Origin of the sequence: Flavobacterium alvei, assembly GCF_002920895.1 — a bacterium.
Classification (GTDB): domain Bacteria; phylum Bacteroidota; class Bacteroidia; order Flavobacteriales; family Flavobacteriaceae; genus Flavobacterium; species Flavobacterium alvei.
Genome location: NZ_PQVG01000004.1, coordinates 483,358 through 498,783, shown reverse-complemented (window position 1 = coordinate 498,783; position 15,426 = coordinate 483,358). Strand labels below are relative to the sequence as shown.

The window sequence follows — 15,426 nt, the reverse complement described above, 5'->3', positions numbered from 1 at the left end:
ATAAACTTGATAGAGCATTTTTGGCGTGAGTTCTTTTCTTCCTTGCATAGCTAAAAATACTATTTTATTTGCTTTTTTGCAAGTTTTTTTTGATATATTTGTTGTGTTGTGCAACAAGCACAGCGGTTTTGCTCCATAGCTGGTTTGTCGTTCTTGGAAAATACTCTGAACTTCAGCATTTCTTATCGCATTTTTTAAATAGTCACTACGGCGCAAAGCCGCGGAACGTTAGAAACACTTCCTAATAAAGCATATTCCTAACAATAAATTCAAATAAATATCTTCACTATTTACTCCATTATTTAACCTACTTTTGACCTCTCTATTCTATTAAAATGACACAAATTAGTATTCTGGGTTGCGGTTGGTTGGGTTTGCCTTTGGCGAAAGCCTTGCTAAAAAATGAATTTTCAGTAAAGGGTTCTACGACTTCTAATGAGAAACTTTCCGTTTTGAAAAACTTGGGAATTCAGGCTTTCCAAATTGAATTATCTGAAACAAAAAATCAAGGGGAAGTCGATTCTTTTTTAAAAAATTCGAAGATTTTAATAATTGATATCCCGCCAAAACTTCGCGGTTCAGAGAAAGAAAACTTCGTTTCAAAAATTAAAAATCTGATTCCTTTTATAGAAAAATCGTCTGTTGAAAACGTAATTTTTATTAGTTCAACTTCTGTTTATGGCGAAGACAATTTGATTATAACTGAAGAAACAGAACTGAATCCCAACACCGAAAGTGGCAAACAATTGGTGCAAGCTGAACAACTTCTTCAAAGCAATTCGAGTTTTAAAACTACCATTTTACGCTTTGGAGGATTGATTGGTGAAGACCGACATCCCATAAAATTCTTGGCGGGAAGAAAAAATATCGAAAACCCATATGCTCCCATCAATCTGATTCATCAAGACGATTGCATTGGTATAATTCTAAAGATTATTGAGTCAAATTCTTGGAACGAAACCTTCAATGCCGTAACGCCTTTTCATCCGACCCGAAAGGAATATTATACTCAAAAAGCGATTGATTTGAAGCTAGATTTACCCGAATTTAATGTTGAAAATTCAATTTTAGGAAAGACCATTTCGAGTTTGAAAATAGAAAATCTATTAAAATATTCGTTTATAAAACCAAATTTATAAAGTGAAAACTAGACTAAAAAATGCTTTTGCATCTAGAATTAATGCCATTGGATTACCCATTTTAGCTTTGTGTTGGGTGTGTTTTTTTTGGGGCACAACCTGGATTGCTTCAAAAGAAGGTGTGAGACATATGCCAGCATTGCAACTTGCAGGGATTAGACAATTTATTGGTGGAATTTTTTTTGTGGCTTACTTTGTATTTAAAAAAGCCCCTTGGCCAAAAGGAAAACAATGGAAAGCCATATTTATTCTAAGCATTCTCAATTTTGTCTTGAGTAATGGGCTAAGCACTTGGGGGGTAAAATACATTAGTAGTGGTTTGGGCGCCATCATCGGTGCAATTTTCCCTCTTTGGATTGTTTTTATCACTCTTTTTAGAGGAGAACGAATCGCTCGCTTATCTGTCTTGGGACTGATAGTAAGTTTCTCAGGAGTTTGTGTTGTTTTTTTCGATCATCTTGCCGATTTATTGAACCCCGATTTTAGATTTGGTATTTTACTTTCGCTATTTGCAACTGTAAGTTGGGCTTTTGGGAGTTTATACACCAAGAAAAAAGCGGCCAGCTTCAACCCTTATTTCAGTTTGGGATTGCAAATGCTAATTTCAAGCACTATTCTTTTAGCCATAACGGGAGCAACAGGAACTGGAATCAACATCACTTCTATTCCAGCAAATTCTTGGTTAGCCATTGGATATTTAACCATTATTGGCTCAATATTGACATTTATCGCTTTTATTTATATGCTACAAAGGCTTCCTCCTGAAATAAATAGCATTTATGCTTACATCAATCCTATTGTTGCAGTACTTTTGGGCGCATTAATTTTTGGAGAACCGCTTACAATGTCAATTGTCATTGGAGGTTGTGTCACTTTGTGTGGCTTATACACGGTTAACTATTCGATGCGAAAGTCGAAAATATAAAAAGGATGTCTTTTAATTAAGTCTAATCTACCTCACAATCACACCATCTACAAACAAAAGTGGCACTTCTTCCACATAATCTGGAGTGATGGAATTGGCTTTGAAAATATATTTTCGGTCGTATAAGGTGTTCCCAATAAAGAAAGTAACCATAAATTCGTTGTTTAGAGCCAAAACACTTTTTTCGACCATTTCTACTTTTACAAAAGTAACCGCAGGCACTTCGATAAAAGCGTGGCGCAAAAGCGAAGTTTTTTTCATTTCGCCATCAATAGTACCGAAAGCTTTGGAAACTACCATAACGCTATCCAATTGAAAATCGCTGTCGTTTACTAAATAAATATACCAAACCTTTTCCATAAAATCGTCGCTCCATTCTTGGACTGCGGCAAGGAATACGTTTTCTACTTCGGGAATGATGATGTCTTTTTTCATAAAATAGTGATTAGTAAAAAGTGAATAGTGATTAGTAAGAAGCAGAACTAATTACTAATCACTATTCACTCGTGACTTTTTTTATATACTCGCTTTGAATTGCTCCAAGAAACGAACGTCATTTTCGTAGAACATTCGAATATCGCCAATTTGATAGAGCAACATTGCAATTCTTTCGATTCCCATTCCAAAGGCAAAACCAGTATATTCATCAGGATTGATGTTGCAATTTTTCAAGACATTAGGATCAACCATTCCGCAACCACCAATTTCTAACCAACCGGTTCCTTTGGTAATTCTATAATCGGTTTCGGTTTTTAATCCCCAATAAATATCAATTTCTGCACTTGGTTCTGTAAATGGAAAATAAGATGGACGCAAGCGAATTTTGGATTTTCCGAACATTTCTTTGGTGAAATACAAAAGCGATTGCTTTAAATCGGCAAAGGAAACGTCTTTGTCAATGTACAAACCTTCCACTTGGTGGAAAATACAGTGCGAACGAGACGAAACCGCTTCGTTACGAAAAACTCTTCCTGGCGAAATGGTTCGAATAGGCGGTTTGTTGTTTTCCATATAACGAACTTGCACGGATGAAGTGTGGGTGCGCAACAAAATATCGGGATTGGTTTGGATGAAAAAAGTGTCCTGCATATCACGTGCCGGATGGTATTCTGGCAAGTTCAATGCGGTAAAATTATGCCAATCGTCTTCGATTTCTGGCCCTTCGGAAACGTTGAAACCAACATTAGAAAAGATGTCAATAATTTGGTTTTTGACCAATGAAATAGGGTGACGCGAACCAATAATTACAGGCTCGGCAGAGCGGGTTAAATCGCCATAAAATCCTTTGCTTTCTTCTTTGCTTTCCAAAGATTCTTGAATGGATTTTACTTTTTCTTCGGCCGAAGATTTTAGCAAATTAATTACTTGTCCAAATTCTTTCTTTTGATCGTTTGGTACGTTTTTGAATTCGGCGAATAAGTCCTTTAAAAGTCCTTTGCTTCCCAGAAATTTGATTCTAAATGCTTCTAGTTCTTCCTTGTTTTGTGTTGAAAAAGCCTGTGCTTCGCCAATATATTCTTTTATCTTGTCTATCATTTTCATCCAATAATTGAGAGTGCAAAATTAAGAAATTTGTTTGAGGTTTAAAGTTTAAAGTTTAAAGTTTCCTCGATAAATCTAAAATCTGCAATCGTTAATCTTCAATCATCAATCAATAAGTTCCTTTTCAATAAAATAATTCACAATCGCTTCTTTCATCAAAACCGATTGTTCTCCTGCTTTTAATGGCGGTAATTCCTCTTTTACCTTGTAATGTGGCCAACCGTCTTCGTCAAAAAATTCGAATTCATAAAAACCATAAGGTTCCAATAACCGGCAAATAGCGATGTGCATCAGGTTGAGTTTTTCGTCTTTTTCGAAAGTTTTATGCACTTTTCCTAGTTCTTGTACGCCAATTAAATAAATTATAGCATCCAAATCGAGGTCTTCGCCTTGCGAAAATTGATCGGAAAGTATCGTAACAAGCTGTTCCCAGCGTTCTTTTAGTTGTATATCTCTAGACATTTTGTTGAATTATGAATTATGAATTATGAATTATGAATTCAAAAAACATAAAAGTCATTTGGGCAAAGATACCAACATAATTCTTTTATCTTTGTCTTTATTTTTTTCTCTTTAATTTTAAATTATGAGTTTTTTAGATATTATTTTGGGTGCTTTGCTTGTCATTGCCTTATTCAAAGGCATAAAAAACGGGCTTTTTGTAGAATTAGCTTCATTAGTTTCCTTGGTTTTAGGAATTTATCTTGCTATTAAGTTTTCGTTTTTAGCAAGGATCATGTTGTCGGCAATTACACATTGGAATCCAAAAACAATCCAGATTACAGCTTTTATCATTACATTTCTACTAGTAGTTATTGGTATTTCACTCTTAGCAAAATTCTTGACCAGCGTTGCTGATTTTGCGTTTTTGGGTGTAATGAATAAACTGGGAGGTGGCTTTTTTAGACTACTAAAAACAATCTTAATTATCAGTATCTTTTTGAACCTTTTCGAAAAAATAAACTTCAACAACACTTTTGCCAAAAAAGAAACTTTAGACAAATCGTTGTTTTTTCGTCCTATTCAAAAAACGGCAGGATTCATTTATCCTTCGATTGAAAAATGGTATGAAGACCTTAAAAAAAGTAAACATACTTCAGATGGCAGATAGCACACTGAATACTAACTACTGAAAACTGAACACTTTTACTTCACTTCTCTAATTGCATTTTTATCTATCCAGCCTTCGGTTCCATCGGTCAATTGAATTTTTTTCCAATTGTCTAAAGCTTCCAAAACAAAAACTTTAGTGCCTTCGTGCAAAATAAATGCGGTGTTACCTGCTTTTTGTGGTTCACTTTTTACCTCTGTTGCTGTTGCAAAAACAATTGCTGGTTTTTCATTTTCATAGTGATTTTTACCTGAAATGGCAGACGAAACGCTTACCACAACTAAAAAAAGAAAGACAAACATTCCGATGAAAAATATCCTTTTGGACAAGGCCGTTTGAGAAAAATAATAGCCTATAAAAAATAGCAAAAACAAAAATGACAATCCAACTCCAATCCAAGCCCAAGTATTGTAATGAAAGATGGATGTAAAGTCGTGTAGCATTTTTGAAAAACCAACTTGAGGCACTTCTTTTATCTCGTCGATTTGTAGTTTTTGTGCAAATTTTAGGTTGTTTTGTACTTCAGCATCGTCTGGATTTAGTACCAATGCTTTTTCGTAATTGTAAATAGCTGAAGCTACTTTGTTTAATTTATAATAACAATTTCCTAAATTGAAATACAATTCTGCCGAATGTTTATGGCTCGCCAAAACCGTTTCGTATTCCGTAATGGCTTGCTCGTATTTCCCTTTTTGGTACAATTCATTTCCTTTTTCAAAGCCACTTTGAGCAAAGAAAAATTGAGTTGTTAGTAGTAATATAAAAAGTATCTTTCTCATTATGTATGTTTTTTGGAACGCGGATGACGCAGATTCGATCAATCAAAGACACAGATTATTACGGATTTTTTAATCTGTTTTTATCTGTGCTATCCGCATCCGTTTTATCCGTGTACTATTTTAAGTAATTTGTTTTTCTAAATCCGAAATTATCATTACCGCTTTATCATAATCTTGATGAATAACCGAACTCGATGTTAATGCATAACGTGCCAGTTCACAATTTTCGGTAAGTGTAATAAAATCAATAATCGTTTGAGCATTTACATTTTTGGAAGCCAACAATTCCTGAATGTTACTTTTGCTCATATCCGAGGTTTCAATATGCAATTTGGCTTTTAGGAAATTGTGCATTGCTTTTTCCAAAGCCACATAAAACGGTTCTTTGTTGTTGATTTGTTTTTTGGCTTCTGATAAATATTTCTTCGCCAATTTGTTGTTCATTTTGATTTTATTTCCAAAAACATCGCTGTCTAATGCTTCTTTTTTCTTTTTGAGCAATACGATCAATGGAAGGATTAAAAAGGGCAATAACAACAAACCATAAAAAGTTTTTGAACCCAAGAAATCGGTTTCTTTCATTGAAACTAAATCGGTTTTTGACTTAATATACTTGAATTGTTCACTACTTGAAATGCTGTTTTTTGAAATTCCTGTTGGGGTTGAAGCCACTACATCATTGCTAGTTGGGCCATCCAAAACATTAATCATTATCTCGGGTGAAGTTATGGTTTTATAGGTTCCTGATCCTAAATCAAAATAGGAAAATTGCAATGGTTTTATGGGATATTTACCTTTGAATTGTGGAATAATGGTGTATTTGTCTGCTATTTTACCCGACATTCCTGACAAAGTGGTATTTATTTTTTCGTCGTGAACAGGGTCATACATTTCTAATGAATTGGGAACTACAGGTTTTGGCAAGTTAAACAATTTCATATTGCCGCTTCCTGTAACATTTACTAATAAATCCAAGCTTTCACCACTTTTCAAATTCGTTTTGGATGGAATTACCCGAAAATCAAATTTCCCTACAGCTCCCGAAAAATCGGCTGGTTTTCCAGCTTCTGGAAGTGCTTTGACGTTTATTGTTTTGGTTCCTGTTGAAACTCTTTTATTGCCATTGGTAAGCAAAACTCTACCAAACATATCTCTTCTATTAGTAGGCAATTGTACATCGATGTCCAATGACAAAGGTTCTATGACCAGTTTACCTGATTTTTGAGGATATAAAACGGTTTTTCGGAGTACCATATATTGATATTTTTCGCCTTTAAACATTCCTTGTTCAACCACAAGTTGTTTCACATCAATATTTTGGCTCCAGAAATCATTGTATTTGGGTTTGTCCAATTCTCTCCAATTTGACACTCCAATATTATAACTAACATACAATTTGTAAACCACTGTTATCGGCTCATTTACATACGGATTAGCCTTAGAAACTTCGGCTACAAGATAGAGGTTGTTATCTGCAGAAATTGGAGTTGGATCGTTTGGATCTCTTGCTTCTTGAACCGCATTGGTAACATTAATTTTAACGGGTGATGTTTTATATATCTGACCATTATATTCGATGGTAGCCTGCTTGATAATTAAAGTCCCTTTTTGCATTGGCAAAAGATAATAGGAATAGATTTTTTCGAAAGAACTTCTCCCATTTACCCACGACTGACTCACTTGCTGACTGGGTCCAGCAATAACTCTAAATCCTTCGAAAGAAGGTTGGTTGAAGTTGTCACCATCCATATTCATTACAAAATCGATGCGAAGTCTTTCGTTAAGACCCAGCGTGGTTTTGCTCACCTTTGCTTCAAATTGTACTTGAGCCAAAAGTGATTGAAAACTTATTAGTAATAAAATTAAATATCTTTTCATTTTTTATGCACTCCTTAGTCTTTACACCTTAATTAACAAACGATTAACACTGTTTTTATTTTTCCACCCTAGCCGTGACATTAACTTTTACAGGAGAAGTTTTGTATACTTTCCCTTCATATTCAACCATAGCCTGCTTAATACGCAAATTCCCTTTTTTAATTGGCAAAAGATAATAGGAATATTCTTTTTTGTAAACTTTTTTTTTATTTGCCCACGACTCACTCACTTGCTTAACGGGTCCTGCAATGACTTTAAATCCTTTAAAAGTTGGTTGTGTAAAGTTGTCTCCATCCATATTCATTACAAAATCAATACGAAGTCTTTCGTTGAGACCAATTGTGGTTTTGCTCACTTTTGCTTCAAATTGTACTTGAGCCAAAAGAGAATTACACGCTATTAAAACTATCGCTATTATAAATTTTTTCATTGCATTTTATTCTAATTGAATTACCAATCCTTCTCTGTCTGAACTGGTTTGCCTTTTACTTTTTGAGCATTCATTTTGTCCTGAATTTTCTTCTCTTCATTGTTTACAGCATCCAAAAGATTATCCGTTCTTTGTTTAGAAATTCCACCAGGCATTGGTTTTGGTTTACCGTCATCTTTAGGCTTTTCGCCATTTTTATCTTTATCGCCTTTATCGTCCTTTTTATCTTTGTCTTTACCGTCTTTGTGATCCTTTTTATCTTTATCTCCGTCTTTTTTATCGTCCTTTTTGTCTTTGTCTTTATCCTTTTTGTTCTTGTCCTTATTTTTATCTTTATTCTTGTCTTTATTTTTATCGTTTTTAGGCGGGTTTTCTTTTAGCATTTTTTTGGCCAAAGCATAATTATAGCGCGTTTCTTCGTCTGACGGTTTGTTTCGCAAAGCATCTTTATAGGCTTCAACAGCTGCCGAATAATTTTTTTCCTTCATAAAAACATTCCCCAAATTGTGAAATACTTTATGTCTCTGAACTCTAGATTTAGTGTTTTCCAATGCTTTTGCATAAGCATATTTGGCCTCAGAGGTTTGGTTTTGTTTGTATATTGCATTTCCTAAATTGAAAGGAGCAACCATTCTTTTAGGAAATTTGGAATGCGAAATCCTGTAATTGGCTTCAGCCTCGACAAACTGCTTTTGAGCATATTCATCGTTTGCTTTTGGCAAAGTTTTATCTTTTTCTTGAGCCGAAACTGCAAAAGAAAGTAATACTAGTATATATAAAATTAAATTCTTCATTATTCTTTTTCGTTAAATAAATTCAATTTTTGAACCCATTTTGTTTTCCTTTCTAACAAGAAAACATCTAAAAACAACAAGACAAAAGCAAAAGACAAAAACCACTGAAATTGGGATTGAAAATTAGCCATTTGTGTCGATTCGAATTCTGTTTTTTGAATATTATCGAGTGCATTTTTCACATAATCCAATACTTGTTTCGTATTATTTCCGTCAACATAACCGCCTTTTGTGGCTTTGGCAATAGTTGTCAAACCTTCTTTGTTGAGTTTTGTAATCACCACTTCGTTGTTATTGTCTCTTTTAAAACTTTCGACAACACCGTTGACTCTCAATGGAATTGCCCCCCCTTTTTCGGTTCCCACACCGATGGTAATGATTTTCATTCCCAGTTTGGCTGCTTCTTCAGCTGCATCTTCGGCACCTTCTGAATGATCTTCTCCATCGGAGATCATGATTAACAACTTACTGGTTTTGCTTTTTTCGTCGAAATAAGTAGCCGACAATTTTATGGCTTCATCCAATGAGGTTCCTTTTGAAGAAACAATATCGGTATTCATTCCTTGAAGAAACATTTTTGCCACACCATAATCTGAAGTGATGGGCAAAACCGGGAAGGCACTTCCAGCATAGGCAACAATTCCTATTCTGTCACTACCTAATTGATTGATGATTTGCGAAACAATTTGTTTGCTTTTTTCTAATCTGCTTGGGGCAACATCTTCGGCTAGCATACTTTTGGAAACATCCATGGCAAAAACGATGTCGATTCCTTCTCGTTTTACGGTTTCCATTTTGGTGCCCATTTTAGGATTTACCAATCCAATAATTAGCCCTACTAATGCCAAAAGCAGTACGACCAATTTTAAAATGGGTTTAAAAACCGATTTTTCTGGGCTTAATTTCTTTATCAAATCTAAATCGCCAAATTCGCGCTGTTTTTTTCTTTTCCAATATTGATTGTATAGAAAAATCACCACCAAAATGGGTATTATAAAAAGAAGGTATAAATATTTTGATTCGTCTAATTCCATTATTCAGATTTCAAATTGTAGATTTCAGATTTCAGATTCCACTTTGAAATTTAAAATCTATCCTTACTGTTTTTACTATTTTTAAATAAAACTCCTGTAAACCGTATTTCGTAATCCCACCTCAACCAAAATCAAAGCCAATGCAATCCAAACAAAAGGCCTGTATTTTTCGTCGTAATCATAAAATTTTAGTTCTTCGATTTCTGTGGTTTCCAGTTTATTTATTTCGCCATAAATCTGGGCCAATTTGCTGTTGCTCGTGGCTCTGAAATATTTTCCGTCTGTTTTTCGGGCAATACCTCTCATTAATTGTTCGTCAATTTCTACTTTCATCATTTGAAATAAAAGTTCTCCACTTGGCGAAATTGCATAAGGAGATTCAGCCATTCCGTTTGTCCCGACACCAATAGTATATACTTTTATGCCGTACTGTTTGGCAATATCTGCAGCGGTTTCTGGTTCAATAAAACCCGCATTATTGACTCCATCGGTCAACAAAATAATAATTTTACTTTTGGCTTTACTATCTTTTAATCGGTTTACGGCTGTTGCCAATCCCATTCCGATTCCTGTTCCGTCTTGCAGAACATTGTCGTATTTTATACTTTTTATGGCTTCTAAAACTACTGCTTTGTCACTTGTAACTGGTGTTTTGGTGTAGGCTTCAGAAGCATACAATACCAATCCAATTCTATCATTTGGCCTTTCTTCAACAAAATCAGCAGCTAGTTCTTTGAGGGCTTCCATTCGATTGGGTTTCAAATCTTTGGCGAGCATACTTCCAGAAACGTCCATTGCCAAGACAATATCTATCCCTTTTGTAGTTTTGGTTTGATTACTAATATCAACTGTTCTGGGTCTTGCCATTGCAATAATCAAGGAACTTAGCGCCAAAATTCGCATCACATTCAATATTGGATGCAGTTTTACCAATAGCGATTTAGAATCCTTAAACCCTAGAGTTGAACTTATTTTTAAGTTAGCCGTTTGTTGGTTTTTTTTCCAAAACAGCCACGCTCCTGCTAATGGAATTAGAAGAAATAACCAAAAAAACTCTGGATTTAAAAAACTTATATTTCCCATTATTGTTTTGTGTTTTCAAGTTCCACAGAGTTCATAATTCGATCTGAAATTTGATTGGCATATTCATCGCCTTCTTCGTGCAAAATTATAATTTGCTGCAAACCACCACTTTGACTAAACAATAAAATTTCATAATATACTTTGGTACTTGTTTTGGTAATCTCGTTTATTTTAGAAAAAGTACCATATCCTTTGATGCCCTTAATACCTTCTTTGGTTTCGTATTCTTCTTGTTTTACAATCATATTTTGGGCTCCTTGCGATTCCATCATTTGAATAGAACCTTCTAATGATTTCGATAAATCCAGTTGAGTTTCCTGTTTGAAACTAAAGGTAGAAACCATTATATAAAAATTATCTATAAAACTTCCGTAAGCAAAAGATTGCATTTCCTTAATCAATGCCATTCCTTCTTTGGGTAATGATTTCGACAAATCAACCCTTTTAAGCACTTTAGGAGTTTCAATTCTCACTGTTGGATTTCCATATTCACTTTTAACCCATTCGCCTTCTAACAATTCTTTGGACGGATGCCCTATAACATTGTCTTTGACATAATCAAAACCTTTGGTGGCAATAAAATAAGTTAGCGTAACAAAAAGCAACATAAATACCGAGACAACTGTAATAAGGATGCGTTTGGTTCTTTGCTTTTTCAACTCTCGTTTCAATTGTTCTTGACGCTGCATTTCGTTAAGCAACATTTCCTCATCACTTTCAACCACTACAGGAATCGCTTTATCCAAAGTAACAATCGCTCTTTCTAACTTTTTTCTATCTTCGGTAATTTCAAAATCTAATGGTTTTGATTTGGCAAATTTTACTAAATCGGCTTGTTTTAAAACGCCAAGCAAATTATCAAAAGTGTCTTTGGAAAGATTCATTTTCTTTTTCTGGGACACCATTTTCAGCCCTTCAATCAGTTCAGAAGTGGTGCTCTCCATTGCTGGAATTTCGATAGCTTCTTCGATATAATTTCGAACAATATCGGTCAATTCACTGTAATAAGCTTTGACTTCTCCGTGTTGCCAAAGTTCTTTTTTCTCCAAATTATTGAGCAAGCTTGTCGCTTTTTCGATTGGGGTTTTGTAAATTTCTTTTTCAATGGTCTTTTTTTGACGTTTTTTGGTGTACCAATAAATGAAGGCTCCTAAACCTGCAATTAAGACTAGTCCCAAAAGATATTTCCACCAATTGCTAGATTCATTTGCTGGAACTATATCCTTGATGTCATACATTTTTTGTTTTAATGTATCAACTACAACATTGGCAACCTCAACTTGTATTGAATCGGACAAAAATTCTTTTTTGTTAATCAAAATCTTAACACTCGGAATGGTGTATCTGCCAGAATCGAATTGAGTTAAACCGTATTTTTTGATTAATTCGTATCGGTCATTTTTCTTGATAGTGTCAATCGGATAGGACTGAATCACTTCGAGTGGGCCAAAGTTTCTCAGATTCGGAAAAACCACTTTCGACAAAGTATCGACATTGGTTTTTAAAGTTAGCTTGAACTCGGCACCGATTTTATTTTTGGTGGTATCAATGCTGGTTTGCACCTGTTTTTGTGCAAAAACAGTGGCGGAAAGCAGCAGTAATAATAAATAAAGTTTAATTTTCATTTGTTTCTATTTAACCCTAACAGGGTTTTGAACCCTGTTAGGGTTAGTTTAACGGGATTTAAAATAACCTAATAATTTCGTTACATAACTTTCGTCAACTCTTGTGTTTACAACTCCTGCGCCCGATTTACTGAACGTTTCCTTAAAATATTTCAGTTTCTCCTGATAGTATTTTTCATAATTGATTCGCACCGATTTTGAACCCGTATTAATCAATTGAGTCACTCCTGTCTCAGCATCCAGCATAGAAACCATTCCTAGATTTGGCATTTTTTCTTCTCGAATATCATACACTCGAATGCCTGTAATGTCGTGTTTTTTGGAAGCTATTTTCAAGGTATGCTCGTAATCTTCTGAAATAAAATCGGAAATAACGAACACAATTGCTTTCTTTTTTTGGGTACTCGACAAGAATTTCAAGGCTTGAGCAATATCGGTTTTGTGACTTTTGGGTTCAAATTCGATTAATTCTCGAATGATTCTCAAAACGTGTGAACGCCCTTTTTTGGGTGGAATATACAATTCGATCTGGTCAGAAAACAAAATCAACCCTATTTTATCATTGTTATTTGTAGCCGAAAAAGCCATTGTTGCGGCTATCTCGGTAACAACATCTTTTTTGAATTGATTTTTAGACCCAAAACTTTCTGAACCCGAAATATCTACCATCAACATCATCGTCAATTCGCGTTCTTCCTCAAATACTTTGACGTGAGCTTCGTTGTAACGAGCTGTTACGTTCCAGTCAATAGCACGAATATCATCGCCATATTGGTACGGACGCACTTCGCTAAAAGTCATTCCACGTCCTTTGAACGAGGTGTGGTATTCGCCCGAAAAGATATGATCGCTCAATCTTCGGGTTTTAATTTCTATCTTTCGTACTTTTTTTAAGAGGTCTTTTGTTTCCATTGTATGTGGTTGTTGGTTGTCGGTTGTCAGTTGTTGGAAAAAACCATCAACTATCAACCAAAAACTATCAACTTTTAAGGTACTTCAATCTCGTTTACGATTTTGTTGATGATGTCAACGGAAGTAATGTTTTCGGCTTCGGCTTCATAAGTGATTCCAATTCTGTGACGCAACACATCGTGAACTACGGCACGAACATCTTCTGGAATTACATAACCACGGCGTTTGATAAAAGCATAACATTTTGCGGCATTAGCCAAGTTGATGCTTCCACGAGGCGAAGAACCAAAACTGATTAATGGTTTCAAATCGGCCAATTTGTATTGCTCTGGATAACGGGTGGCGAAGATAATATCAAGAATATATTTCTCTATTTTTTCGTCCATATAAACCTCACGAACGGCTTCTTGCGCCCGCAAAATTTGTTCTACAGAGACAACTGATTTTACTTTTTCGTAAGTTCCTTTTAGATTTTGACGCACTACCATTCTTTCGTCTTCCATTTTTGGATAATCAATCACAGTTTTCAACATAAAACGATCGACTTGTGCTTCTGGCAAAGGATAAGTTCCTTCCTGCTCGATTGGATTTTGAGTTGCTAAAACTAAAAATGGTTTGTCTAATTTGAAAGTGGTGTCGCCAATAGTCACTTGTTTTTCCTGCATCGCTTCTAACAATGCCGATTGCACTTTGGCTGGCGCACGGTTAATCTCATCTGCAAGAACGAAATTAGCAAAAATAGGTCCTTTTTTTATAGAAAAATCATTGGATTTAATATTGTAAATCATGGTTCCCACTACATCGGCAGGCAATAAATCTGGAGTAAACTGAATTCGACTGAACGAACCATCAACGGCTTGGGCCAAAGTATTTATGGCTAATGTTTTTGCCAAACCTGGAACACCTTCAAGTAAAATATGTCCTTGTCCCAAAAGCCCAATTAACAATCGCTCGATCATATGTTTTTGACCCACGATTACTTTATTCATCTCCATGGTTAGCAAATCGATGAAAGCACTTTCTCTTTCTATTTTTTCATTGATTGCTCTAATGTCCAAAGTCGTTGTATTTTCTTCCATATTTGTATTTTAAATGCTGTAAATTGTGTTCGTCCTTTTTGACGGTGCAAATTGAATTTTTTTTTAGAAGTACGATGTTAAAAAATGGTTAAAACTTCCGACAAGTGCCCAATTTTAAGGATGTTTTGTGATAGTATTTTCATATTTTTAAAGTTTCAAAAAAAAATGTTCCAAAATATAGAATTCACTACTATTTTTATAGCATTTTGACCTTGACCGAAACCCTTTTTTTAAAATAAAATTATCACTATGTTTTAGGAAAACCCTAGAAATAAAACATTTATTTAGCATTTATAAATTTAAAATAGCTTATGAAAAAATTAGCCTTAGTAACTGGAGCAACGAGCGGAATTGGAAGAGCAACTGCAAGAATATTGGCCAAAAATAATTATAAAGTTATCCTTTGCGGAAGAAGAGAAGATCGATTGATAGCCCTTGAAAAAGAACTTAAGGAATATACAAAAATCCATACATTGTGCTTTGATGTTCGAGATAAAAAGGCCGTTTTTGAAAACATAAATTCGTTACCTACTGAATTTTCTGAAATCGATATTTTGGTTAACAATGCAGGAAACGCACACGGTTTAGACCCCATTCAAAACGGTAATTTAGACGATTGGGAAGCGATGATAGACATCAACATAAAAGGACTTTTGTATGTTTCGAAAGCCCTAATTCCACAAATGATTGAACGAAAATCGGGTCATATTATCAACATTGGTTCTACGGCTGGAAAAGAAGTATATCCAAACGGAAATGTGTATTGCGCCACAAAACACGCTGTAGATGCTTTGAACAAAAGTATGAAAATGGACTTAAATCCCTACGGAATCAGAGTGAGTGCTATTCATCCTGGAATGGTAGAAACCGAGTTTAGCGAAGTCCGATTTAAAGGAGATAAAGACAAAGCGGCCAATGTTTACAAAGGTCTTAAACCCTTAGAACCCGAAGATATTGCCGACATTATTCATTTTGTAGTTTCTAGACCTTATCATGTAAACATTTCAGATTTAGTAGTAATGGCTACTGCACAAGGCTCGGCTACAATTGTAAATCGAGAGACAACCGTTTAATTCTAAAAATCTACCAACCCTT

Annotated in this window: 16 protein-coding genes; 4 read left to right on the top strand and 12 right to left on the bottom strand. The window is 34.9% G+C overall.

Annotated features, from left to right (window positions below; all coding sequences use genetic code 11):
- Positions 1-335: 335 nt before the first annotated feature.
- Both C3L50_RS09535 and C3L50_RS09530 read left to right on the top strand, forming a co-directional pair.
- Positions 336-1,139, top strand: a complete 804-nt coding sequence (locus C3L50_RS09535; RefSeq protein ID WP_103805936.1) for an SDR family oxidoreductase — start codon at positions 336-338, stop codon at positions 1,137-1,139.
- A 1-nt stretch (position 1,140) separates the two neighbouring features.
- Positions 1,141-2,064, top strand: coding sequence for a DMT family transporter (locus tag C3L50_RS09530; protein WP_103805935.1), 924 nt, complete (start codon positions 1,141-1,143; stop codon positions 2,062-2,064).
- 27 nt (positions 2,065-2,091) lie between these two features.
- On the opposite strand, the gene C3L50_RS09525 is transcribed toward C3L50_RS09530, so the two are convergent.
- The 3 genes from C3L50_RS09525 to C3L50_RS09515 all read right to left on the bottom strand — a co-directional run bounded on the left by C3L50_RS09525 (position 2,092) and on the right by C3L50_RS09515 (position 4,068).
- On the bottom strand, positions 2,092-2,499 hold the full coding sequence (locus tag C3L50_RS09525) for a hypothetical protein (RefSeq protein ID WP_103805934.1): 408 nt from the start codon (positions 2,497-2,499) through the stop codon (positions 2,092-2,094).
- Positions 2,500-2,580: 81 nt separating this feature from the next.
- Positions 2,581-3,600 (bottom strand): phenylalanine--tRNA ligase subunit alpha, encoded by a 1,020-nt coding sequence (gene pheS, locus C3L50_RS09520; RefSeq protein ID WP_103805958.1) that lies wholly within the window; start codon positions 3,598-3,600, stop codon positions 2,581-2,583.
- 111 nt (positions 3,601-3,711) lie between these two features.
- The gene (locus tag C3L50_RS09515) at positions 3,712-4,068 is read right to left on the bottom strand and encodes a hypothetical protein (protein WP_103805933.1); all 357 of its coding nucleotides are present in this window, start codon (positions 4,066-4,068) and stop codon (positions 3,712-3,714) included.
- Positions 4,069-4,192: 124 nt separating this feature from the next.
- On the opposite strand from C3L50_RS09515, the gene C3L50_RS09510 reads away from it, so the two are divergent.
- Complete coding sequence (locus C3L50_RS09510; RefSeq protein WP_103805932.1) at positions 4,193-4,717, top strand: CvpA family protein; 525 nt, start codon at positions 4,193-4,195, stop codon at positions 4,715-4,717.
- A 35-nt stretch (positions 4,718-4,752) separates the two neighbouring features.
- On the opposite strand, the gene C3L50_RS09505 is transcribed toward C3L50_RS09510, so the two are convergent.
- The 9 genes from C3L50_RS09505 to C3L50_RS09470 all read right to left on the bottom strand — a co-directional run bounded on the left by C3L50_RS09505 (position 4,753) and on the right by C3L50_RS09470 (position 14,331).
- Positions 4,753-5,496 carry a tetratricopeptide repeat protein gene (locus C3L50_RS09505; protein WP_103805931.1) on the bottom strand — a complete coding sequence of 248 codons (744 nt, stop codon included), beginning with the start codon at positions 5,494-5,496 and terminating at the stop codon, positions 4,753-4,755.
- Between the two features lie 120 nt (positions 5,497-5,616).
- Positions 5,617-7,374, bottom strand: a complete 1,758-nt coding sequence (locus tag C3L50_RS09500) for a BatD family protein (protein WP_103805930.1) — start codon at positions 7,372-7,374, stop codon at positions 5,617-5,619.
- A gap of 55 nt (positions 7,375-7,429) precedes the next feature.
- Positions 7,430-7,804, bottom strand: a complete 375-nt coding sequence (locus C3L50_RS09495) for a BatD family protein (RefSeq protein ID WP_103805929.1) — start codon at positions 7,802-7,804, stop codon at positions 7,430-7,432.
- A gap of 20 nt (positions 7,805-7,824) precedes the next feature.
- Positions 7,825-8,598 carry a tetratricopeptide repeat protein gene (locus C3L50_RS16215; protein WP_133158870.1) on the bottom strand — a complete coding sequence of 258 codons (774 nt, stop codon included), beginning with the start codon at positions 8,596-8,598 and terminating at the stop codon, positions 7,825-7,827.
- On the bottom strand, positions 8,598-9,632 hold the full coding sequence (locus tag C3L50_RS09490) for a VWA domain-containing protein (protein ID WP_103805928.1): 1,035 nt from the start codon (positions 9,630-9,632) through the stop codon (positions 8,598-8,600). Before C3L50_RS09490 ends, C3L50_RS16215 begins: the two co-directional genes overlap by 1 nt.
- Before the next feature lie 81 nt (positions 9,633-9,713).
- On the bottom strand, positions 9,714-10,715 hold the full coding sequence (locus C3L50_RS09485; RefSeq protein ID WP_103805927.1) for a vWA domain-containing protein: 1,002 nt from the start codon (positions 10,713-10,715) through the stop codon (positions 9,714-9,716).
- Positions 10,715-12,340 (bottom strand): phenylalanine--tRNA ligase subunit alpha, encoded by a 1,626-nt coding sequence (locus C3L50_RS09480; RefSeq protein ID WP_103805926.1) that lies wholly within the window; start codon positions 12,338-12,340, stop codon positions 10,715-10,717. The genes C3L50_RS09485 and C3L50_RS09480 overlap by 1 nt, the downstream gene beginning before the upstream one ends.
- Before the next feature lie 48 nt (positions 12,341-12,388).
- Positions 12,389-13,252, bottom strand: coding sequence for a DUF58 domain-containing protein (locus tag C3L50_RS09475; protein WP_103805957.1), 864 nt, complete (start codon positions 13,250-13,252; stop codon positions 12,389-12,391).
- Positions 13,253-13,326: 74 nt separating this feature from the next.
- Entirely contained in the window at positions 13,327-14,331 is a 1,005-nt protein-coding gene (locus tag C3L50_RS09470) for an AAA family ATPase (protein WP_103805925.1), read from the bottom strand.
- A gap of 311 nt (positions 14,332-14,642) precedes the next feature.
- Between C3L50_RS09470 and C3L50_RS09465 the strand changes: the two genes are divergently transcribed.
- A complete protein-coding gene (locus C3L50_RS09465) occupies positions 14,643-15,404 on the top strand; it encodes an SDR family NAD(P)-dependent oxidoreductase (RefSeq protein ID WP_103805924.1) in 762 nt (253 codons plus the stop codon).
- The last annotated feature ends 22 nt before the right edge of the window (positions 15,405-15,426 follow it).

Coding starts and splice junctions, on each gene's coding strand:
- C3L50_RS09535 (WP_103805936.1), top strand. CDS start 336: ATGACACAAATTAGTATTCTGGGTTGCGGTTGGTTGGGTTTGCCTTTG.
- C3L50_RS09525 (WP_103805934.1), bottom strand. CDS start 2,499: ATGAAAAAAGACATCATCATTCCCGAAGTAGAAAACGTATTCCTTGCC.
- pheS (WP_103805958.1), bottom strand. CDS start 3,600: ATGATAGACAAGATAAAAGAATATATTGGCGAAGCACAGGCTTTTTCA.
- C3L50_RS09515 (WP_103805933.1), bottom strand. CDS start 4,068: ATGTCTAGAGATATACAACTAAAAGAACGCTGGGAACAGCTTGTTACG.
- C3L50_RS09510 (WP_103805932.1), top strand. CDS start 4,193: ATGAGTTTTTTAGATATTATTTTGGGTGCTTTGCTTGTCATTGCCTTA.
- C3L50_RS09505 (WP_103805931.1), bottom strand. CDS start 5,496: ATGAGAAAGATACTTTTTATATTACTACTAACAACTCAATTTTTCTTT.
- C3L50_RS09500 (WP_103805930.1), bottom strand. CDS start 7,374: ATGAAAAGATATTTAATTTTATTACTAATAAGTTTTCAATCACTTTTG.
- C3L50_RS09495 (WP_103805929.1), bottom strand. CDS start 7,804: ATGAAAAAATTTATAATAGCGATAGTTTTAATAGCGTGTAATTCTCTT.
- C3L50_RS16215 (WP_133158870.1), bottom strand. CDS start 8,598: ATGAAGAATTTAATTTTATATATACTAGTATTACTTTCTTTTGCAGTT.
- C3L50_RS09490 (WP_103805928.1), bottom strand. CDS start 9,632: ATGGAATTAGACGAATCAAAATATTTATACCTTCTTTTTATAATACCC.
- C3L50_RS09485 (WP_103805927.1), bottom strand. CDS start 10,715: ATGGGAAATATAAGTTTTTTAAATCCAGAGTTTTTTTGGTTATTTCTT.
- C3L50_RS09480 (WP_103805926.1), bottom strand. CDS start 12,340: ATGAAAATTAAACTTTATTTATTATTACTGCTGCTTTCCGCCACTGTT.
- C3L50_RS09475 (WP_103805957.1), bottom strand. CDS start 13,252: ATGGAAACAAAAGACCTCTTAAAAAAAGTACGAAAGATAGAAATTAAA.
- C3L50_RS09470 (WP_103805925.1), bottom strand. CDS start 14,331: ATGGAAGAAAATACAACGACTTTGGACATTAGAGCAATCAATGAAAAA.
- C3L50_RS09465 (WP_103805924.1), top strand. CDS start 14,643: ATGAAAAAATTAGCCTTAGTAACTGGAGCAACGAGCGGAATTGGAAGA.